The sequence below is a fragment of the Streptomyces sp. NPDC001157 genome (genome assembly GCF_053598255.1).
This window is the reverse complement of the sequence record NZ_JBSFJW010000042.1, coordinates 22964-43722: the sequence shown is the minus strand read 5'-3', so window position 1 is coordinate 43722 and position 20759 is coordinate 22964. Positions and strand designations below refer to the sequence as shown.

Genomic DNA, 20759 nt, shown 5'->3' with positions numbered 1-20759 from the left:
TCGAGGATTCTCCGCCCTAGGGACGATTCCGGTCCCCAGGCGCCGAAGCAGTCGACCCCCGCACCACCAGCTCCGGCATGAACACGAATTCACTGTGGGGCGCGGGCGTCCCGCCGATCTCCTCCAGCAACGTACGCACCGCCGCCTGCCCCATCGCCGGGACCGGCTTGCGGATCGTGGTCAGCGGCGGGTCCGTGAAGGCGATCAAGGGGGAGTCGTCGAAGCCCACCACCGAGACGTCCCGCGGGACTTCGAGGCCGAGTTGCCGCGCCGCGCGTATCGCGCCGAGCGCCATCATGTCGCTCGCGCACACCACCGCCGTGCAGTCACGGCCGATCAGCGCGGTGGCGGCGGCCTGGCCGCCCTCCAGGGTGTACAGCGAGTGCTGGACGAGTTCCGTCTCGATCGTCTGCGCGCTCAGGCCGGTCTGGTCCTGCATCGAGCGGATGAAGCCCTCGATCTTGCGCTGCACCGGCACGAAGCGCTTGGGGCCGAGGGCCAGACCGATCCGCACATGTCCCAGCGACACCAGGTGGGTGACCGCCAGTGTCATCGCCGCGCGGTCGTCGGGGGAGATGAACGGCGCCTGCACCTTCGGCGAGAAGCCGTCCACCAGGACGTACGGCACGCCCTGCGCGCGCAGCCGCTCGTAGCGCTCCATGTCGGCGGTGGTGTCGGCGTGCAGTCCGGAGACGTAGATGATGCCGGCGACCCCGCGGTCGACCAGCATCTCCGTCAGCTCGTCCTCGGTGGATCCGCCGGGGGTCTGGGTGGCGAGGACCGGGGTGTAGCCCTGCCGGGTCAGGGCCTGGCCGATCACCTGGGCCAGCGCCGGGAAGATCGGGTTCTCCAGCTCCGGGGTTATCAGGCCCACCAGGCCCTCGCTGCGCTGCCGCAGCCGCACCGGGCGCTCGTACCCCAGGACGTCGAGGGCGGCGAGCACGGACTGGCGGGTGGTGGCGGCGACGCCCGGCTTGCCGTTGAGGACGCGGCTGACGGTCGCTTCGCTCACCCCCGCCTGAGCAGCGATGTCGGCTAGCCGTGTGGTCACAGGGCTGGACTGTACCGGCCGACCGTCACTTTGCACACCAATCGGGCGCCGGGCGCGAGCGGTTGCACGGCCCCGAGCGGGTTGCTGCGTCATCGCGGTCCCTCGTGATTCTGGTGGGCGCCTGGTTCGGCAAGAGCTTGCAGAGTCTTGCACAACACTCCCACGGCCCGCTCAACGGCTTCAATACTCGGTTGCGCGGGGGTCGAGGAGAGGTCACGGGCCGGTAACCTTCGCGCCTCCTTGCAATTTTTTGCTGCAAGACCTTTCGCGCAGCTTTCAACGCTGTTACGTTCACGTCGCCCGGCGGCGGCAACGGCGCAGTCGGCACGACAGCAGGAACGGCAGACGGGGCCGCACCTGCACCACACGGGCTTTCACCCTCAAGGAGAACTCATGCGGCGTGGCATAGCGGCCACCGCGCTGGTGGCGTCCTTCGCCCTGGCGGCGACGGCGTGCGGCGGAAGCGGCAGCGGCGACAAGGCCGACGGTCCGGTCACCATCACCTGGTGGGACACCTCCAACGCCACCAATGAGGCGCCGACGTACCAGGCCCTGATCAAGCAGTTCGAGGCCGCCAACAAGGACATCAAGGTCAAGTACGTCAACGTCCCCTTCGACCAGGCGCAGAACAAGTTCGACACCGCCGCCGGCTCCAAGGGCGCCCCGGACGTGCTGCGTTCCGAGGTCGGCTGGACCCCCGCCTTCGCCAAGAAGAGCTACCTGCTGCCGCTGGACGGCACCGAGGCCCTCAAGGACCAGAGCAAGTTCCAGCCCAGCCTGATCAAGCAGGCCCAGTACGAGGGCAAGACCTACGGCGTGCCGTTCGTCACCGACACCCTCGCCCTCGTCTACAACAAGGCACTCTTCAAGAAGGCCGGCATCACCGAGGCCCCCAAGACCTGGGACGAGCTGAAGGCCGACGCCGCCAAGATCGACTCCAAGGCCAAGGTCTACGGCTACTGGGGCTCCACCCAGTCCTACTACGCGCAGACCTTCCTCTACGGCGAGGGCACCGACACCGTCGACGCCAACGCCAAGAAGATCACCGTGAACTCGGCGCCCGCGAAGAAGGCCTACGGCACCTGGCTGAGCCTCTTCAAGGGACAGGGCCTGCACAAGGCCGACACCACCGCCGACGCCTACGCCCACATCCAGGACGCCTTCGTCAACGGCAAGGTCGCCTCGATCATCCAGGGCCCCTGGGAGATCACGAACTTCTACAAGGGCTCCGCCTTCAAGGACAAGTCCAACCTCGGCATCGCCACCGTCCCGGCCGGCTCCGCCGGCAAGGCGGGCGCCCCCACCGGCGGCCACAACCTGTCCGTCTACGCCGGCTCGGACTCCGCCCACCAGAAGGCGGCCCTCAAGTTCGTGAACTTCATGACCTCCGCGAAGTCCCAGACGGAGATCGCCCTGAAGAACTCCACGCTGCCGACCCGCGACGACGCCTACACCGCCGAGGTCAAGGCCGACCCGGGCATCGCCGGCTACCAGACGGTCCTGCCCTCGGCCCAGCCGCGCCCGGCGCTGCCCGAGTACAGCTCCCTGTGGACCCCGCTGGACACCGAGCTGAGCAGCATCGCGGGAGGCAAGGAGTCCCTGGACAAGGGCCTGAGCAACGCCGAACTCGCCATGGCCAAGCTGGTGCCGGACTTCAGCAAGTAAGCCCCGAGTGACCGTCGGGTCCGCCTTTGAATGGGGGGACGGACCCGGCGGTCACCGGCCTGTGCCCAGCCACTTCTCAGAGCCGAAGAACTTCCAGAAGGTGTCGAACATGACAGTCGCCATCGACCGCGCCACCGGCAAACGCCACGGTGACCGCGCGCCGCGGCCCGGGCTGGGCCAACGCCTGAAGCAGAGCTACCAGAAGCACTGGTACGCATACGCGATGATCGCCCCCGTGGCGATCGTCCTCGGCGTCCTCGTCCTGTACCCACTCGTGTACGGCCTGTACCTGACGCTCACGGACGCCAACAGCCTCAACACCGCGCGCACGATCGGCGTCAATCACATCGACGCCACGTACAAGTTCGTGGGGCTCCACAACTACAAGGACATCCTCTTCGGTCCCTTGTCCTACGACCGCTTCTGGTCGCACTTCATCTGGACGGTCGTGTGGACGGCCCTGTGCGTGGCACTGCACTACACGATCGGCCTGGGCCTCGCGCTGCTGCTCAATGAGAAGTTCCGCGGCCGTACCCTCTACCGCATGGTCCTGGTCCTGCCCTGGGCCGTGCCCACCTTCGTGACCGTCTTCGGCTGGCGCTTCATGCTCGCCGACGGCGGCATCATCAACACCGCCCTGCACGCCCTCCATCTGCCCCAACCCTCATGGCTGGAGGACACCTTCTGGCAGCGGTTCGCCGCGATCATGGTCAACACCTGGTGCGGTGTGCCGTTCATGATGCTCTCGCTGCTCGGCGGCCTGCAGGCCATCGACGGCACGCTGTACGAGGCCGCCGAGATGGATGGTGCCACCGCCTGGCAGCGCTTCCGCTACGTCACCCTGCCGGGCCTCAGGTCCGTGAGCTCCACCGTCGTGCTCCTCGGCATCATCTGGACCTTCAACCAGTTCGCCATCATCTTCCTGCTGTTCGGCAACACCGCCCCGGATGCCCAGATCCTCGTCACCTGGTCCTACTACCTCGGCTTCGGACAGCAACCGCGCGACTTCGCGCAGTCGGCCGCGTACGGCATCCTGCTGCTGGCCATCCTGATCGTCTTCACCTCCTTCTACCGCCGCTGGCTGAACCGCAATGAGCAGCAGCTCGCGATCTGAGGCAGGAGCTCCCATGAGTACGACCACTGTCGAGACCTCCTCCACGGCGGCTGAGAAGCCGTCCATGGCCGCCCCCGGGCGCCGGGCGCGCCGACGCGGCGAGCGCGGCCCCCTCGCGGCCCTGACCACCCACACCATCCTGATCGTCGCGAGTCTGATCGCTCTTTTCCCGGTCGCCTGGCTGTTCTTCCTGTCCCTCGGCCCGGACAAGGACGACTACCTGCACCCCGGCCAGATCTGGCACACGATGACGTTCGACAACTACTCGTTCGTCCTCCAGCACACCAGCTTCTTCGACTGGCTGAAGAGCACGCTCATCGTGGTGGTCGGCACCACGGTCATCGGTGTGCTGATCGCAGCCAGCACCGGCTACGCGGTCTCGCGCATGCGCTTCCCCGGCTACAAGAAGTTCATGTGGCTGCTGCTTCTGACGCAGATGTTCCCGATCGCGGTACTGATCGTGCCGATGTACCAGATCATGTCGGACCTGGGCCTCATCGACACCTACCAGGGCCTCATCCTGATCAACTGCACCACCGTCGTCCCGTACAGCGCCTGGCTGCTCAAGGGCTACTTCGACACCATCCCCTTCGAGATCGACGAGGCGGGACGGGTCGACGGTTTGTCGCCCTTCGGCACGTTCCTGCGGCTGATCCTGCCCCTTGCCAAGCCCGGTCTCGCGGTCGCGGCGTTCTACAACTTCCTCACCGCCTTCGGCGAGGTCGCCTTCGCTTCGACGTTCATGCTCAGTGACGACAAGTACACCTTCGCCGTGGGCCTGCAGACCTTTGTCAGCGAGCACGACGCCCAGCGCAACCTGATGGCCGCCGCCGCGGTGCTGATCGCGATACCGGTCGCGATCTTCTTCTACCTCGTGCAGAAGAACCTGGTGACAGGCCTCACCGCGGGCGGCACCAAGGGCTGACCCCATGGGGTCCCCAGACCCGAGGCGGCCGCGGTCTCCATCCGACCCCGCTGTGACCGCGGCCGCCTCGTCAAGAAGTCGCCGTACGACACACCACTGACCCAATGACTCCGTTACGTATCAAGGACGCCATGAGCCAGCAGCAGTCCACCGACCCGGCCCCGACCTCCGCCGTAACCACCGTCGCCAAGCGCAGCGACTGGTGGCGGGACGCGGTGATCTACCAGGTCTATCCGCGCAGCTTCGCCGACAGCAACGGCGACGGCATGGGCGATCTGGAAGGCGTACGCTCCCGACTCCCGTACTTGCGCGACCTCGGCGTGGACGCCGTGTGGCTCAGCCCCTTCTACGCCTCCCCGCAGGCCGACGCCGGCTACGACGTCGCCGACTACCGGGCCGTGGACGCCATGTTCGGCAATCTCCTCGACGCCGACGCGCTGATCCGCGACGCCCACGAGCTGAGCCTGAGGATCATCGTCGACCTCGTCCCGAACCACTCCTCCGACCAGCACGAGTGGTTCAAGCGGGCACTGCGGGAAGGCCCCGGCTCCCCGCTCCGCGAGCGGTACCACTTCCGCCCCGGCAAGGGCGAGAACGGCGAACTCCCGCCCAACGACTGGGAGTCCATCTTCGGCGGCCCGGCGTGGACACGCGTCACCGAGCCGGACGGCACACCGGGGGAGTGGTACCTCCACCTCTTCGCCCCCGAGCAGCCCGACTTCAACTGGGAACACCCGGCGGTCGGCGACGAGTTCCGCTCGATCCTGCGCTTCTGGCTCGACATGGGCGTCGACGGCTTCCGCATCGACGTGGCCCACGGCCTGGTCAAGGCGGAGGGCCTGCCCGACCTCGGCACCCACGAGCAGCTGAAACTGCTGGGCAACGATGTCATGCCGTTCTTCGACCAGGACGGCGTGCACGAGATCTACCGCCAGTGGCGCACCATCCTCGACGAGTACTCGGGCGAGCGCATCTTCGTGGCGGAGGCCTGGACCCCGACGGTGGAGCGTACGGCCAACTACGTCCGCCCGGACGAACTGCACCAGGCCTTCAACTTCCAGTACCTGTCGACCGATTGGGACGCGGACGAGCTCCGCAAGGTCATCGACCGCACCCTGGAGGCGATGCGCCCGGTCGGCGCCCCCGCCACCTGGGTCCTGTCCAACCACGACGTCACCCGTCACGCCACCCGCTTCGCCAACGCGCCCGGCCTCGGCACCCAGATCCGCCTGGCCGGCGACCGCGCGCTGGGCCTCAGGCGCGCCCGGGCAGCCACCCTGCTGATGCTGGCGCTGCCCGGATCGGCGTACGTCTACCAGGGCGAGGAACTCGGCCTCCCGGACGTCGTCGACCTCCCGGACGAGGTGCGGCAGGACCCGGCGTACTTCCGCGGCGCCGGCCAGGACGGCTTCCGCGACGGCTGCCGGGTGCCCATCCCGTGGGCGCGCACCGGCTCCTCGTACGGCTTCGGCGACGGCGGCAGTTGGCTCCCGCAGCCCGAGGGCTGGGGCGAGCTGAGCGTCGAGGCGCAGACCGGCGTGCCCGGTTCGACCCTGGAGCTGTACCGCGCCGCCCTCGCCGTCCGTCGTGAACAGTCCGACCTGGGCGCGGGCGACACGGTGGAGTGGCTGCGCGCCCCAGAGGGCGTACTCGCCTTCCGGCGCGGGGAGTTCGTGTGCGTCGCGAACACCGGCGGCGAGTCCGTGACGACCCCGGCGTACGGCCGCGTCCTGCTCACCAGCGGCGAGGTCACCGAGGCGGACGGCGAGACGAAGGTACCGGCGGACACGACGGTGTGGTTCACGACGGCCTGACCCCGCCACCTTCCAGAGGCCTGCCGCCCGACCGGGCGGCAGGCCTCTGCGATGCTCACCGTCATGTCCGACACACCCGCCTTCCCCCAATGGCCCGCGTCCGTCACGACAACGCGCCTGCTTCTGCGCCCCGTTGAGCCACCGGACGTCCCGGCCCACGCCCGCCTGTGGACCGACCCCGATGTGCGTCGCCACCTGGGCGGTCCGGCCGACGAGGGCGTGGTACGTGCCCGCGAGCAGCGGTGCGTGGGTGCGCAGGGGCTCCTCAGTGTCGTACGGAGGGCGGACGGTCTCGTCATCGGCTCCGTGCTGGTGGAGCCGGGGGCGCGGGAGGGCCGTACTGAGCTCTCCTATCAACTGCTGCCCGAACACTGGGGTGTCGGGTACGCGCGCGAGGCCGTGGCGGCCGCCGCTGACTGGGCTCTGGCCATCCGGCCGGGAGCGGACCTCGTCGCCGTCACCCAGGAGGCCAACACGCGCTCCCGGAGGCTCCTCGACGCCCTGGGCGCCACACTCACCGAACGGTTCGTCGAGTTCGGGCAGCCGCAGGTCCTCTATCGGCTGCCGGTTCCCACGTCGTGAAAGTTCTTGCATCAACTTCACACAGCCCGCTGCCTTTTCCGGCAGCGGGCCTTTAACATCTCCGTCACCGCAAGTTGCGGGAAAGTTTCTGCAAGAGCCTTCAATGGTGAAGGAGACCCCCACATGGCACGCAGAACCCTCGCGGCGACCGTCGCCCTCACGGCGGCCGCCCTTGTCATGACCCCGACCGCCGCAGACGCAACTCCGCCCGGGACCAAGGACGTCACCGCCGTCCTCTTCGAGTGGAACTTCGCCTCCGTCGCCAAGGAGTGCACCAACACCCTCGGCCCCGCCGGCTACGGATACGTCCAGGTCAGTCCACCCGCCGAGCACATACAGGGCTCGCAGTGGTGGACCTCGTACCAGCCCGTGAGCTACAAGATCGCGGGCCGGCTCGGAGACGCGACGGCCTTCAAGAACATGATCGACACCTGTCATGCGGCAGGCGTGAAGGTCGTCGTCGACACCGTCATCAACCACATGACCTCGGGCAGCGGCACCGGCACCGGCGGCTCGTCGTACACGAAGTACAACTACCCGGGCCTGTACTCCTCGTACGACATGGACGACTGCACGTCCACCATCAGCGACTACACCAACCGCGCCAACGTCCAGAACTGCGAACTCGTCGGCCTCGCCGACCTGGACACCGGCGAGGAGTACGTCCGCGCCACCATCGCCGGCTATATGAACAGCCTCCTCGGCTACGGCGCCGACGGCTTCCGCATCGACGCGGCCAAGCACATCCCGGCAACCGACCTCGCGAACATCAAGTCCCGGCTGAGCAACCCGTCGGTGTACTGGAAGCAGGAGGTCATCTACGGTGCCGGAGAGGCCGTCCAGCCCACCGAGTACACGGGCAACGGCGACGTCCAGGAGTTCCGCTACGCCTACGACCTCAAGCGGGTCTTCAACAACGAGAAGCTTGCCTACCTCACCAACTACGGCGAGGGCTGGGGTTACATGAACAGCTCGGTGGCGGGTGTCTTCGTCGACAACCACGACACCGAGCGCAACGGCTCGACCCTGAACTACAAGGACGGGGCGAACTACACGCTCGCCAACGTCTTCATGCTGGCCTACCCGTACGGCGCCCCGGACATCAACTCCGGCTATGAGTGGTCCGACAAGGACGCCGGGCCGCCGAACAACGGCCAGGTCAACGCCTGCTGGCAGGACGGCTGGAAGTGCCAGCACGCCTGGCCCGAGATCATCCGCATGGTCGCCTTCCGCAACGCCACCCGCGGCCAGTCGGTGACCAACTGGTGGGACAACGGCAACAACGCCATCGCCTTCGGCCGCGGCAGCAAGGGCTACGTGGCCATCAACCACGAGCCGAGCAGCCTGACCCGCACATACCAGACGTCGTTGCCCGCGGGGACGTACTGCAACGTGCAGAACAACACCAGCGTGACGGTCGACTCCAACGGCCGGTTCAGCGCCACCCTCGGCTCCAACACCGCCCTCGCGATCTACGCGGGCAAGACGAGCTGCTGAGCGGAGAGAAAAGCAGCGGATCCACAACAACCAAAGGGGAACGTGGGATTGACGCTCACCGAGTGTCGTCCTACGTTCCCTGATGTCTGTGGGAGCGCTCCCAGATGGCGTTCCCGTGAAGGGAGCATCATGCAGCGCAGGCTCAGAAAGTGGGCGTTGACGTCCCTCGCGGCCCTGCTGACGGCCGCCGGCACCACCGCGGCCGCCCTGCCGGAGCCGGCCGCCACCACGGCGACCATCAACAGCTCGACCACGTACCAGCCGATCGACGGCTTCGGCTTCTCCGAGCACTTCGGACGAGCGGCCATCATGAACGGCTCGCAGGGATTGTCCGCCCAGCACCAGAAGGAGATCCTCGACCTGCTGCTCAACCGCAGCACCGGAGCGGGGTTGAGCATCCTGCGCCTGGGCATCGACTCCGGCATCCAGCCCACCGATCCCGGCGGCCCGAACGCGACCCCCAAGTACGTGTGGGACGGCGTCGACAAGGGCCAGGTCTGGCTTGCCAAGCAGGCCAGGGCGTACGGGGTGAACCGCTTCTACGCCGACGCCTGGACCGCCCCCGGCTATATGAAGACCAACGGCACCGACGCGAACGGCGGCACCCTGTGCGGACTGTCCGGAGCGACGTGCGCGAGCGGCGACTGGAAGAAGGCGTACGCGAACTTCCTGGTCCAGTACGCCAGGTTCTACCGCCAGGAGGGCATCGGCATCACCGACCTCGGGTTCACCAACGAGCCCGACTGGACGGCGACGTACGACTCCATGCGGCTGACCCCCGCCCAGGCCGTCGAGTTCATCAGGACCTTCGGCCCGATCGCGCGCGCGGCCGGGTACAAGGTCGCCTGCTGCGACTCCTTCGGCTGGGACGAGGAGAAGGCCTACAGCAGCGCGATCGAGGCGGATGCGAAGGCGCGGGGCCTGGTCACCACCCACACCGGCCACACCTACGCCAGCAAGGTCGACGGTCCGCTGCCCACGCACAAGCGCACCTGGATGTCGGAGTGGTCCCCCGACGGCACCACCTGGAACGAGAACTGGGACGACGGCAGCGGCTATGACGGCTTCACCGTCGCCTCCGCCATCCACGACGCGCTCACCAAGGGCAACACCAGCGGCTATGTGTACTGGTACGGCGCCTCGCTGGGCGCCACCCGAGGCCTGATCCAGATGGACGGCGACAGCTACCACGTCTCCAAGCGCCTGTGGGCGATGGCCAACTACAGCCGCTTCATCCGCCCCGGCGCCACCCGCATCGGCGCCACGACCGCCGACGCCGACCTCAAGCTGTCGGCGTTCCGCAACACCGACGGGACGGTGACCGTCGTCGCGCTGAACACCGCCACCAGTGCCACTCCGGTGACCTTCGACCTGAAGAACACGCGAATCCCCAAGGGAACGGCGACCCCGTACCTGACCGACGCCACACACAGCACGGCACAACAGCCGACCGTGGCGGTCAGCAGGAGCTCAATGACAGCCACGGTTCCGGCCCGGTCTCTGGTCACCTACACCATCAGGCGATAGGGCCCGCTCACTTCCAGGTGTCACGGGTGGTGTATCCGGACGAACTGCCCCTCGTGTACGAGCGGTTCGTCCGGACTCCCGGGTCACGGTCCCGGGGCTGTCCTTCTTGGGGAACTCAAGGCTCGTGAAAGTTCTTGCTAGGGGTTTCAAGTCTCTTGCTGTAAACCTTGCGTTAGCGATACGGTCGCGCGGGGTCGGACCCAGAGAGCCGTAATCGCAAGGAGCTCACGCCTGTGATACCGAGATGGCCGGCGCCCCGGACGCGCCGTACCGCCCATGCCGGACGGGTCACGGCCGTCGCCGTGGCCGCCCTCGCCGCAGCCCTGATCCAGCCACTCGCGGCCCATGCGGACTCCCCGCCTCCGCCGCCCTCCGACGCGAAGCTCGCCGCCGTGCCCGCCCGGCACGACGACACGCGCGAGCAGTTCTACTTCGTCATGCCGGACCGTTTCGCCAACGGCGACACCTCCAATGACAGGGGTGGGCTGACCGGCTCGCGGCTCTCCACCGGCTACGACCCCACCGACAAGGGCTTCTACCAGGGCGGCGACCTCAAGGGGCTGACCAAGAAGCTCGACTACATCAAGGGCCTCGGCACCACCGCCATCTGGATGGCCCCGATCTTCAAGAACCGTCCCGTGCAGGGGACGGGGAACAACGCCTCCGCCGGCTACCACGGCTACTGGATCACCGACTTCACCCAGGTCGACCCGCACTTCGGGACCAACAAGGACCTGGAAACCCTCATCGCCAAGGCGCACGCCAAGGGCATGAAGGTCTTCTTCGACGTCATCACCAACCACACCGCTGATGTCGTCGACTACAAGGAGAAGTCCTACGACTATCTCTCCAAGGGGGCCTTCCCGTACCTGACCAAGGACGGCCGGCCCTTCGACGACGCCGACTACGCGGACGGCAGCGAGAAGTTCCCCGCCGTCGACACCGACTCCTTCCCGCGCACGCCCACCGTCGCCGCCGCCGACAAGAAGGCCAAGGTGCCCTCCTGGCTCAACGACCCGACGATGTACCACAACCGCGGTGACTCCACCTTCGCCGGTGAGAGCGCCACGTACGGCGACTTCGGGGGCCTGGACGACCTGTGGACCGAGCGTCCCGAGGTCGTACAGGGCATGGAGAAGATCTACGAGCGCTGGGTGCGCGACTTCGACATCGACGGCTTCCGGATCGACACGGTCAAGCACGTCGACATGGACTTCTGGACCCAGTGGGCGACCGCTCTCGACGCCTACGCGGCGAAGCAGGGGCGCAAGAACTTCTTCATGTTCGGCGAGGTCTACTCCGCCGACACGTCCATCACCTCGCCGTACGTCACCCAGGGCCGCCTCGACGCCACCCTCGACTTCCCCTTCCAGGACGCGGCACGCAGCTACGCCTCCCAGGGCGGCAGCGCGCAGAAGCTGGCCTCGCTCTTCGGCGACGACTACAAGTACACGACCGACAAGGCCAACGCGTACGAGCAGGTCACCTTCCTCGGCAACCACGACATGGGCCGCATCGGGTACTTCCTGAAGCAGGACAACCCGAAGGCCACCGATGCCGAGATCCTCAAGAAGGACGAGCTCGCCAACCAGGTGATGTTCCTCAGCCGCGGCAACCCCGTCGTCTACTACGGCGACGAGCAGGGCTTCACCGGCTCCGGCGGCGACAAGGACGCCCGCCAGACGATGTTCGCCTCGAAGGTCGCCGACTACCTCGACGACGACGAGATCGGCACCGACCGCACCCACGCGAGCGACTCGTACGACACGGGCGCACCGCTCTACGAGCAGATCGCCGAGCTCAGCAAGCTCCGCAAGGACAACCCCGCCCTCACCGACGGGGTCCAGACCCAGCGGTACGCGGCCGACGGCTCCGGTGTCTACGCCTTCTCGCGTACGGACGCCAGGACCGGCCAGGAGTACGTCGTCGCCCTCAACAACGCCGACGAGGCGAGGACGGCGACCTTCGCGACCGGCTCGGCAGGTATGAAGTTCCATGGGATCTACGGGACTTCGGACGTCGTCACGTCGGACTCCGACAAGAAGATCACGGTCACCGTCCCGGCCGGTACGGCGATCGTCCTCAAGGCGGCGGGCAGGCTCGCCAGGCCCACGGTCAAGCCGACCCTCACCCTCAAGGCCCCTGACGCCGGCGCCACCGGCACCGTCGAACTCTCGGCCGACGTCGACGGCGGACAGCTCAACCGCGTCGTCTTCGCCGCCCAGGTCGGCGACGGCAAGTGGAGGGTCCTGGGCTCCGCCGACCACGCCCCGTACAAGGTCACGCAGGTCATCGGCAAGGACGCCCCGGCCGGAACCGCCCTGCGCTACAAGGCAGTTGTCGTCGACACCGCCGGAAACACAGCGAGCGCCACGGCGGCCTCCACCACCGGCACCCCGCCCACCGCGGAGACCCCCACCGCCTCCTCCCGCGACTACGCCGTCGTCCACTACAAGCGCACCGACGGCGACTACGACAAGTGGGGTCTGTACGCCTGGGGCGACCTCGCCGACGGCGAGTCGACCACCTGGCCGGCCGGTCACCCGTTCGTCGGCCGTGACGCCTACGGCGCCTTCGCCTACGTCAAGCTGAAGCCGGGCGCCTCCAGCGTCGGTTTCCTGGTCGTCGACAAGGACGGCAACAAGGACGTCTCCACCGACCGCACCATCGACGTCACCAAGACCGGCGAGATCTGGATCGAGCAGGGCAAGGAGGCCGTACAGACGACACGTCCCGACTACCCCGCGCAGGACAGGACCAAGGCGGTCATCCACTACCACCGCGCCGACGGGAACTACGACGGCTGGGGCCTGCACGTCTGGACCGGCGCCGCGAACCCCACGGACTGGTCGAGCCCGCTGAAGCCGGTGCGGACCGACGCCTATGGCGCGGTCTTCGAGGTGCCGCTCAGCGACGGCGCCACCAGCCTCAGTTACATCATCCACAAGGGCGACGAGAAGGACCTCCCGGCCGACCAGTCGCTGGACCTCAAGTCCAACGGCTACGAGGTGTGGCTGTTGAACGGCCAGGAGAAGTACCTGCTGCCGCAGCCCGCGGGCTCGGCGGCCGCGCTCGACCTGACCACCTCCAAGGCGGTCTGGATCGACCGGAACACGGTCGCCTGGAACGGCTCCGACGCCGCCGCCTCCACCCAGCTGCTGTACTCCCACGACGGCTCCATCGCCGTGAAGGACGGTGCGCTGACCAGCGACGACGAGCGCTGGCTACGGCTGGAGAAGACCACGCTCACCGACGCCCAGAAGGCCAGGTTCCCGCATCTGAAGGCCTACACGGCCTGGTCCGTCGACCCACGCGACCGCGACCGGGTGCGCGAGGCCCTCGACGGCCAGATCGTCGCCTCCCAGCGGGCCGCCAACGGTGCCGTGCTCGCGGCGACGGGCGTCCAGATCGCCGGAGTGCTCGACGACGTCTACGCGGGCGCGACCAAGGCCGAGCTCGGGCCGACCTTCCACAAGGGGCGTCCCACGCTTGCCGTGTGGGCGCCGACCGCGCAGAGCGTGGGTCTGGAGCTCGACGGCTCGGTCAAGAAGATGAAGCGCGAGGACTCCACCGGCGTCTGGTCCGTCACCGGCCCGGCGTCCTGGAAGAACAAGCCCTACCGGTACGTCGTCAAGGTGTGGGCGCCGAGCGTCCGCAAGGTGGTCACCAACAAGGTCACCGACCCGTACTCGGTCGCCCTCACCGCGAACTCCGGGCGCAGCCTCGTCGTCGACCTGGACGACAGGTCCCTCGCTCCCAGCGGCTGGTCGAGCCTCGCCAAGCCCAAGGCCGTACCGCTGAAGGACGCCCAGATCCAGGAGCTGCACATCCGGGACTTCTCCGTCGCGGACAAGACCGTGCCGGCCAAGGACCAGGGCACCTACCTCGCCTTCACCGACCGGAACAGCGACGGCTCGAAGCACCTGCGGCAGCTCGCGAAGTCGGGGACGTCGTACGTCCATCTGCTGCCCGCCTTCGACTTCGCGACCGTCCCGGAGAAGAAGGCGGACCAGGCGACGACGGACTGCGCTCTCGCCTCCTACGCCGCCGACTCCGACAAGCAGCAGGAGTGTGTCGCGAAGATCGCCGCGAAGGACGCCTACAACTGGGGTTACGACCCGTTCCACTACACGGTCCCCGAGGGCTCGTACGCGACCGACCCGGACGGGACCGGCCGTACCGTCGAGTTCCGCAAGATGGTGAAGGGGCTGAACCAGGACGGTCTTCGGGTCGTCATGGACGTCGTCTACAACCACACGGCGGCCGCCGGTCAGGCCGACACCAGCGTCCTCGACAAGGTGGTGCCCGGCTACTACCAGCGGCTCCTCGCGGACGGCTCGGTCGCGAACAGCACCTGCTGCGCCAACACGGCGACCGAGAACTCCATGATGGGCAAGCTGGTCGTCGACTCGGTCGTCACCTGGGCCAAGGAGTACAAGGTCGACGGCTTCCGCTTCGACCTCATGGGGCACCAGCCGAAGGCCAACATCCTCGCCGTGCGCAAGGCGCTCGACGCGCTGACCCTCGCGAAGGACGGCGTCGACGGCAAGAAGATCATCATGTACGGCGAGGGCTGGAACTTCGGAGAGGTCGCCGACGACGCCCGCTTCGTGCAGGCCACGCAGAAGAACATGGCCGGAACCGGCATCGCGACCTTCTCCGACCGCGCCCGTGACGCCGTGCGCGGCGGCAGCCCCTTCGACTCCGACCCCGGCGTCCAGGGCTTCGCCTCCGGCCTGTACACCGACCCCAACTCGTCCACGGCGAACGGCACTTCGGCCGAGCAGAAGGTCCGGCTGCTGCACTACCAGGACCTGATCAAGGTCGGTCTGTCCGGAAACCTCGCCAAGTACCGCTTCACCGACGACGACGGCAAGGAGGTCACCGGCGCGGAGATCGACTACAACGGTCAGCCGGCCGGTTACGCGGACGCACCCGGTGACGCCGTCGCCTATGCCGACGCGCACGACAACGAGTCCCTCTTCGACGCCCTCACCTACAAGCTGCCCGCCTCCACGAGTGCGGCCGACCGGGCCAGGATGCAGGTTCTCGCGATGGCGACGGCCACCCTCTCGCAGGGTCCGTCCCTCTCGCAGGCGGGCTCCGACCTGCTGCGTTCCAAGTCCCTGGACCGCAACTCGTTCGACAGCGGCGACTGGTTCAACGCCATCCACTGGAACTGCGCGGACGGCAACGGCTTCGGGCGGGGGCTGCCGATGGCGGCCGACAACCAGTCCAAGTGGCCGTATGCGAAGCCGCTGCTCGGCTCGGTACGGGTCGGCTGCCCGCAGATCGAGGGGGCCTCGGCCGCGTACCAGGACCTGCTGAAGATCCGTTCGACGGACGGCGTCTTCTCGCTCGACACGGCCGCGCAGGTGCAGTCGAAGCTGTCCTTCCCGCTGTCCGGGAAGGACGAGACGCCCGGCGTGATCACCATGCAGCTCGGTGACCTGGTGGTCGTCTTCAACGCCACCGCGCAGAAGCAGGCGCAACGCATCGACGCCCTGGCCGGAACCGGCTACCGCCTGCACCCGGTCCAGGCGGCGGGCGCCGACCCTATCGTCAAGACCTCTTCCTATGAGCGGGAATCGGGCACGTTCGCCGTTCCGGGGCGCAGTGTCGCGATATTCTCCCGGATCTCCTGAAAGGGGCATTACTTTGGTGGGGCAGGCCGAACCCCGGTCTGCCCCACCGGCGTTGTCCAAGGGCTGAAAGATGGACCTCAACGGCAAGCTGACAGACACGACCGTGCTGGTCGTGGACGACGTCGCGGCCAGCAGGTACGCGATGGGCACCGTGCTGCGCCGGGCCGGACACCAGGTCGTACCGGTCGCCACCGGCCAGCAGGCCCTCGTCGAACTCGACGTACGGCTGCGCAAGGGCACCCTGCCCGATGTGGCCCTCGTCGACGTCGACCTGCCGGACATGAGCGGTTTTGAACTGTGCCGGCGGCTCAAGGAGCGGCCGCACATGGCGGGCCTGCCCGTCGTGCACTTCTCGGCCGCCGCCGTCGCCCCGGGAGACCGCTGCCAGGGGCTGGACGCGGGCGCCGAGATCTATCTGACGGTGCCCGCCGAGCCCGAGGAGATCGAGGCGGTGGTCCGCTCCGCGGTGCGCACCGCCCGGCTGCGGGCCGACGACCAGGCACTGGTACGGCGGCTGACGCTGCTGTCCCAGGCGATCGTCACCATCCAGGCGGCACGCTCGCTGCAGGAACTCGCCGACGCCGCCGCCGACGGCACCGCGCGGCTCATCGGCGGTCCCGCCGCCGTCTTCGTCCTCGGCCCGGACGACGAGCTGTACCGCGGCATATCCCGGGACCGCACCTCCCTCGCCATGCCGGACGCGGGCGCCCACCGGACCGTGGCCGGTCTGCTGCGGCGGCTCACCCGCGGACAGGCCGGGGTGCAGATCACCACGGTGCCCGCGCCGCTGTGGCCCGCCGGGTTCTTCCGGCCCGGCGTACAGCACGACGCCCGGCTGGCACTGGTCCCCACCCAGGACGGCCAGGCCCCCGTGTGCCTGGCCACGCCCACCCGCGGGGTGCGCAGGGTGAACCCCGAGGAGGAGGCGCTGGTGGCCCAGCTGGCGCAGGCCGCCGCGCTCGCCGCCGAGCCGCTGCTCATGTACCAGGTCGAGCGGCATGTCGCCCTCACCCTCCAGCACAGCTTCCTGCCCCAGCCGCACCGACTGCCCGAACTGCCGGGCATCGACGTCGGGGTCCGTTACGTCCCCGCGTCCCGGGAGACCGAGATCGGCGGCGACTTCTATGCGGCCCTGCGCACCGAGGAGGGGGCGCTCACCGCGGTCGGTGATGTCGTCGGGCACTCGCTGGAGGCGGCCACCGTCATGGTCGAGATACGGCATGCGCTGCGCGCCTACTGCGTCGAGGAGAGCGACCCGGCCCTGCTCGCCGAGCGCCTCGACCGGATGCTGCAGCACTACCATCCCGAGGTCACCGCCACCGTCTGCCTGGTGCTGATCGACCCCGAGACGGGGCGCACCCGGATCGCCAACGCGGGTCACATCCCGCCGCTGATCCTGCGCACCACCGGCGACGCGGACTACGCCAAGGCGGACGGCCCGCTGCTCGGCCTCGGCCTGCCGCACCCGCCGCCCACCGAGCTGTTCCTGGACCCCGGCGACCGGCTCCTCATGGTCACCGACGGCCTGATCGAGACCCGGGGCACGGACCTGAGCCTCTCGATGGAGCAGCTCCGCTCGGCGGCCGTCGGCGCGCTGCCCGGTCTGGACGCGCTGTGCGACACCCTCCTGGCCTGCTTCGGGCACGACCGCGAGGACGACATCGCGATGCTGGCGCTCCAGCTGAGGAATTAGGCTGCTCCCGTCGCCGCCGTTCTGGAACAGGAGTGCCCATGCCGCAGATCACCGTCGACCACTCGAAGTCGATCAGCTTCGACCGGGAGGGCTTCGCCCACGACCTGCACACCGCGCTCGTCGAGGTCGCGGCCGCCAAGCCGGAGGCCTGCAAGACGCAGTTCCGCGCGTCCGAGGTCACCGCGTTCGGCTACGAGGACCCCTCGGACCAGGGTCACGCCGTGGTGCACGTCATGATCGGACTGCTCGCGGGCCGCACCGAGGAGACGAAGGCGAAGCTGACGGAGACCGCCCTTGAGCTGCTGAAGAAGCACGTCGAGGACGACGGTCATGCGGTGCTGCACGCTTCCGCCGAGGTGCGGGACCTCGATGCTTCATACCGGAAGTTTGAACGGTAGCGTTCCGCTGGAGGCGCCGCGCTGGGTTGTCGCTCGTCTGCGGGCCCGTTGTGGTTGCTCGCGCCCACGCGGCGGTAGCCGCAAATCGATACAGCCCCGCGCCCCTTCAGGGCGCTACGGGACCGCGGGCTCAAGAAGCAAGCGCGAGTAGCCGGGCCACCAGGTCCGCGAAGGGCCCGTCCGGCGGTTCGTCCTTGACCATACGGCGTAGCAGCGCGCCCATCTCCTCGTCGTACGCGGCGCTCACCGCCGCCAGCGCCGCGAAGTCGTGGACGAGTTGGGCTTCCAGCTCGGCTCGTGGGATGCGGCGGCCGTCCAGCCAGATCAGGGCGGTCGACTCGGCGAGGGAGATCCAGGAGCGTATGACCAGTTCCAGGCGGGCGGACGGGTCCTGGACGTCCAGATGCGACAGGATCTGTTCGTACGCCGCCTGGCGCACGGAGTCGATGAGCGCGTTGGTGGCCGAGGAGCCGACCGCCGGGCCGCCGCGCATCAGGGCCGAGAAGCCGGGGCCGTGGTCGTCCACGAAGTCGAAGAAGCGGCGCATCGCCCGTAGCAGCCGCGCGCCCAGCGGGCCTTCCTGCGGCTCCTTGAACCGGCCCGCCAGATCCTCCGCGGCACGCCTCAACGCGGCCTCGTACAGGCTGAGTTTGCCGGGGAAGTAGTGGTACACCAGCGGGCGTGAGATGCCCGCGGCGGCGGCTATCTCGTCGATGGAGACGTCGTCGGGAGAGCGTTGGCTGAACAGTTCGAGGGCGACGCCGATCAACTGCTGCCGCCGCTCCTCGACTCCCATTCTGCGGCGAACCCCGGTAGTCATGCGAACACCTTACCGATCGGATCCGGCCCGGAACGGTCCGGTCCGGCCATCGGTGTTCACATATCCAGCACGAGACGCTCACTTCGTGCCCGCGAAACGCAGATCAACATCGAGTCGGCGCGCTCGGCGTCCGTCAGCAGTTCGTCCCGGTGCTCCACCTCGCCCTCCAGGACCCGCTGCTCGCAGGTGCCGCAGAACCCCTGCTCACAGGAGTAGGCGGTGTTCGGCAGCTCGGCGCGCACGGCGGCCAGCACGGTCGAGTCGGCCGGCACGGTCAACGTCCGCCCGCTGCGCCGGAGTTCGACCTCGAAGGCGCCGTTGCCGTCGGCCGACGTACGGGGTGTGAACCGTTCCAGGCGAACCTGCGTGAACCGCTCCTCCATCGCGGCGATGAGCGCCTCCGGCCCGCAGCAGTACACGGCGGCATCCTCGGCCGTGTCCGCCAACAGGCCGTCGAGGTCGGGCAGTCCGTCCTCGTCCTCGGCGACGACGGTCACCCGGTCGCCGCCCAGCTTCTGGATCTCCTCCAGGAACGGCATCGACGCCCGAGTCCGCCCGCCGTACACCAGCCGCCACTCTGTGTCCTCCCCGAGTGCCCGCAGCATCGGCAGCACGGGAGTGATCCCGATGCCGCCGACGACGAAGACGTACGACGGGGCCTCGATGAGCGGGAAGCGGTTCCGCGGCCCGCGCACCTCCAGCTCCATCCCCTCCGTGACCTGCTCGTGCACCTCGCGCGAGCCGCCGCGCCCGTCCTCGATCAGCCGGGTGGCGACGGTGTACGACGAGGTGTCCTCCGGGTCGCCGCACAGCGAGTACTGCCGCACCAGCCCCGACGGCAGTACGAGGTCGAGATGCGCGCCGGGCTCCCAGCGCGGCAAGTCCCTTCCCTTCAGGCGCAGTTGTACGACGCCGTCGGCGACCGTCTCGCGCGAGGCGACCAGCAGCCTCAGCGCCCTGGACCGCGGCCGCCCGGAGGTCGGGTTCTCCAGGGCGGGCATGGGCCACAACGGCGAGGTCCGGATACGGTGTCGCATCGCCCGCCTGACCAGCATCGCGGCGCCCGCGACGGCCACGACCGTGCGCAGCTTCGGCATCACAGGGCTCCCTTCTCCGCCGCGAGGGCCGCAACCGCCGCGGGGGAGGAGGCCAGATAGGCGACGGCCTGCTCGGTGGAGCCCTCCTGGGAGGGGTGGTAGGCCCGGCTGAGATACCGCGGGATGGACCTGAGCATGTCGCCGGTTGCGGGCAGGGTGCCCCGTCTGCCGCGCACGTAGAAGTCCTTGAAGCTCGCGTGGCCGTCGATCAGCGTCGGGTCGTTCTCCATGAAGAAGCGCGCCCCCCGCTGCCACAGGAACACGATCGCCGCGAACGCGGTGGCCCAGGTGCGCACCCGCCGCCGGTAGCCGCCGTCGACATGCATGAACAGGTCGAAGGCGACGGACCGGTGCTCGACCTCCTCCGCGCCGTGCCAGCGCAGTAGATCCAGCATGGTCGGGTCGGCGCCCCGCCGGTCCAGTTCCTCCGCGTTGAGCACCCAGTTGCCGAGGAACGCGGTGTAGTGCTCGATCGCCGCGATGATCGCCACCCGCTCCATCAGCCACCACTTGCGCGCCCTGCCCGGTGGCAGCGTCCGATCGCCGAGCAGCTTCTCGAAGAACCAGTCGACCTGCGCGGTGTACGGCGTCGGATCGAGCCCGAGCTCCTTCAGGTGCGGCAGGACCTCGTCGTGGGCCTGCGAGTGCATCGCCTCCTGCCCGATGAACCCGATGACGTCCTCGCGCAGCCGCTCGTCCCGGATGTACGGGAGCACCTGCTTGTAGACGTGCACGAACCACCGCTCACCGGCGGGCAGCAGCAGATGCAGCACATTGATGGTGTGCGTGGTGAACGGATCCCCAGGCACCCAGTGCAGCGGCGTCTCCTCCCAGGAGAAGGACACCTTCCGCGCCTTGAGGGCGACCCGCTCCGAGGCCTGCGTGTTAGACATGGCGTCAATGTACTGACGGGTAAGTCCGAGGGAAACCC

14 protein-coding genes are annotated in these 20759 nt (G+C 68.4%); 10 read left to right on the top strand and 4 right to left on the bottom strand.

Annotation, left to right across the window (positions count from 1 at the left end; all coding sequences use genetic code 11):
* Nucleotides 1-16: 16 nt before the first annotated feature.
* Nucleotides 17-1051 (bottom strand): LacI family DNA-binding transcriptional regulator, encoded by a 1035-nt coding sequence (locus ACWDAG_RS41300; protein ID WP_450700710.1) that lies wholly within the window; start codon nucleotides 1049-1051, stop codon nucleotides 17-19.
* Between the two features lie 393 nt (nucleotides 1052-1444).
* On the opposite strand from ACWDAG_RS41300, the gene ACWDAG_RS41295 reads away from it, so the two are divergent.
* From ACWDAG_RS41295 to ACWDAG_RS41250, 10 genes are all read left to right on the top strand, one after another.
* Complete coding sequence (locus ACWDAG_RS41295) at nucleotides 1445-2716, top strand: extracellular solute-binding protein (protein WP_450700709.1); 1272 nt, start codon at nucleotides 1445-1447, stop codon at nucleotides 2714-2716.
* Nucleotides 2717-2825: 109 nt separating this feature from the next.
* Nucleotides 2826-3830: a carbohydrate ABC transporter permease gene (locus tag ACWDAG_RS41290; protein ID WP_450700708.1), complete on the top strand. Its 1005-nt coding sequence runs from the start codon at nucleotides 2826-2828 to the stop codon at nucleotides 3828-3830.
* A gap of 13 nt (nucleotides 3831-3843) precedes the next feature.
* Entirely contained in the window at nucleotides 3844-4755 is a 912-nt protein-coding gene (locus ACWDAG_RS41285) for a sugar ABC transporter permease (RefSeq protein WP_450700707.1), read from the top strand.
* Between the two features lie 131 nt (nucleotides 4756-4886).
* Nucleotides 4887-6569, top strand: coding sequence for a glycoside hydrolase family 13 protein (locus tag ACWDAG_RS41280; RefSeq protein WP_450700706.1), 1683 nt, complete (start codon nucleotides 4887-4889; stop codon nucleotides 6567-6569).
* A 63-nt stretch (nucleotides 6570-6632) separates the two neighbouring features.
* Nucleotides 6633-7151, top strand: a complete 519-nt coding sequence (locus ACWDAG_RS41275) for a GNAT family N-acetyltransferase (RefSeq protein WP_450700705.1) — start codon at nucleotides 6633-6635, stop codon at nucleotides 7149-7151.
* 123 nt (nucleotides 7152-7274) lie between these two features.
* The gene (locus ACWDAG_RS41270) at nucleotides 7275-8648 is read left to right on the top strand and encodes an alpha-amylase (protein ID WP_450700704.1); all 1374 of its coding nucleotides are present in this window, start codon (nucleotides 7275-7277) and stop codon (nucleotides 8646-8648) included.
* Between the two features lie 129 nt (nucleotides 8649-8777).
* Nucleotides 8778-10175 carry a glycoside hydrolase family 30 protein gene (locus tag ACWDAG_RS41265; protein WP_450700703.1) on the top strand — a complete coding sequence of 466 codons (1398 nt, stop codon included), beginning with the start codon at nucleotides 8778-8780 and terminating at the stop codon, nucleotides 10173-10175.
* Between the two features lie 233 nt (nucleotides 10176-10408).
* The gene (gene pulA, locus ACWDAG_RS41260) at nucleotides 10409-15820 is read left to right on the top strand and encodes a pullulanase-type alpha-1,6-glucosidase (protein WP_450700702.1); all 5412 of its coding nucleotides are present in this window, start codon (nucleotides 10409-10411) and stop codon (nucleotides 15818-15820) included.
* A gap of 70 nt (nucleotides 15821-15890) precedes the next feature.
* Nucleotides 15891-17513, top strand: a complete 1623-nt coding sequence (locus ACWDAG_RS41255) for a SpoIIE family protein phosphatase (RefSeq protein WP_450700701.1) — start codon at nucleotides 15891-15893, stop codon at nucleotides 17511-17513.
* Between the two features lie 38 nt (nucleotides 17514-17551).
* On the top strand, nucleotides 17552-17911 hold the full coding sequence (locus ACWDAG_RS41250; RefSeq protein WP_450700700.1) for a 5-carboxymethyl-2-hydroxymuconate Delta-isomerase: 360 nt from the start codon (nucleotides 17552-17554) through the stop codon (nucleotides 17909-17911).
* A 130-nt stretch (nucleotides 17912-18041) separates the two neighbouring features.
* Here the strand turns inward: ACWDAG_RS41250 and ACWDAG_RS41245 are convergent, their stop codons facing one another.
* Genes ACWDAG_RS41245 through ACWDAG_RS41235 form a run of 3 tightly spaced genes read right to left on the bottom strand, consistent with a single transcriptional unit; the run spans nucleotide 18042 to nucleotide 20721 of the window.
* Entirely contained in the window at nucleotides 18042-18731 is a 690-nt protein-coding gene (locus tag ACWDAG_RS41245; RefSeq protein ID WP_450700699.1) for a TetR/AcrR family transcriptional regulator, read from the bottom strand.
* Nucleotides 18732-18787: 56 nt separating this feature from the next.
* Nucleotides 18788-19828: a PDR/VanB family oxidoreductase gene (locus ACWDAG_RS41240; protein ID WP_450700698.1), complete on the bottom strand. Its 1041-nt coding sequence runs from the start codon at nucleotides 19826-19828 to the stop codon at nucleotides 18788-18790.
* Nucleotides 19828-20721, bottom strand: a complete 894-nt coding sequence (locus ACWDAG_RS41235; RefSeq protein WP_450700697.1) for a metal-dependent hydrolase — start codon at nucleotides 20719-20721, stop codon at nucleotides 19828-19830. Before ACWDAG_RS41235 ends, ACWDAG_RS41240 begins: the two co-directional genes overlap by 1 nt.
* Nucleotides 20722-20759 lie beyond the last annotated feature (38 nt).

Coding starts and splice junctions, on each gene's coding strand:
- ACWDAG_RS41255 (WP_450700701.1), top strand. CDS start 15,891: ATGGACCTCAACGGCAAGCTGACAGACACGACCGTGCTGGTCGTGGAC.
- ACWDAG_RS41295 (WP_450700709.1), top strand. CDS start 1,445: ATGCGGCGTGGCATAGCGGCCACCGCGCTGGTGGCGTCCTTCGCCCTG.
- ACWDAG_RS41275 (WP_450700705.1), top strand. CDS start 6,633: ATGTCCGACACACCCGCCTTCCCCCAATGGCCCGCGTCCGTCACGACA.
- ACWDAG_RS41290 (WP_450700708.1), top strand. CDS start 2,826: ATGACAGTCGCCATCGACCGCGCCACCGGCAAACGCCACGGTGACCGC.
- ACWDAG_RS41235 (WP_450700697.1), bottom strand. CDS start 20,721: ATGTCTAACACGCAGGCCTCGGAGCGGGTCGCCCTCAAGGCGCGGAAG.
- ACWDAG_RS41270 (WP_450700704.1), top strand. CDS start 7,275: ATGGCACGCAGAACCCTCGCGGCGACCGTCGCCCTCACGGCGGCCGCC.
- ACWDAG_RS41265 (WP_450700703.1), top strand. CDS start 8,778: ATGCAGCGCAGGCTCAGAAAGTGGGCGTTGACGTCCCTCGCGGCCCTG.
- ACWDAG_RS41280 (WP_450700706.1), top strand. CDS start 4,887: ATGAGCCAGCAGCAGTCCACCGACCCGGCCCCGACCTCCGCCGTAACC.
- ACWDAG_RS41285 (WP_450700707.1), top strand. CDS start 3,844: ATGAGTACGACCACTGTCGAGACCTCCTCCACGGCGGCTGAGAAGCCG.
- ACWDAG_RS41250 (WP_450700700.1), top strand. CDS start 17,552: ATGCCGCAGATCACCGTCGACCACTCGAAGTCGATCAGCTTCGACCGG.
- ACWDAG_RS41240 (WP_450700698.1), bottom strand. CDS start 19,828: ATGCCGAAGCTGCGCACGGTCGTGGCCGTCGCGGGCGCCGCGATGCTG.
- ACWDAG_RS41245 (WP_450700699.1), bottom strand. CDS start 18,731: ATGACTACCGGGGTTCGCCGCAGAATGGGAGTCGAGGAGCGGCGGCAG.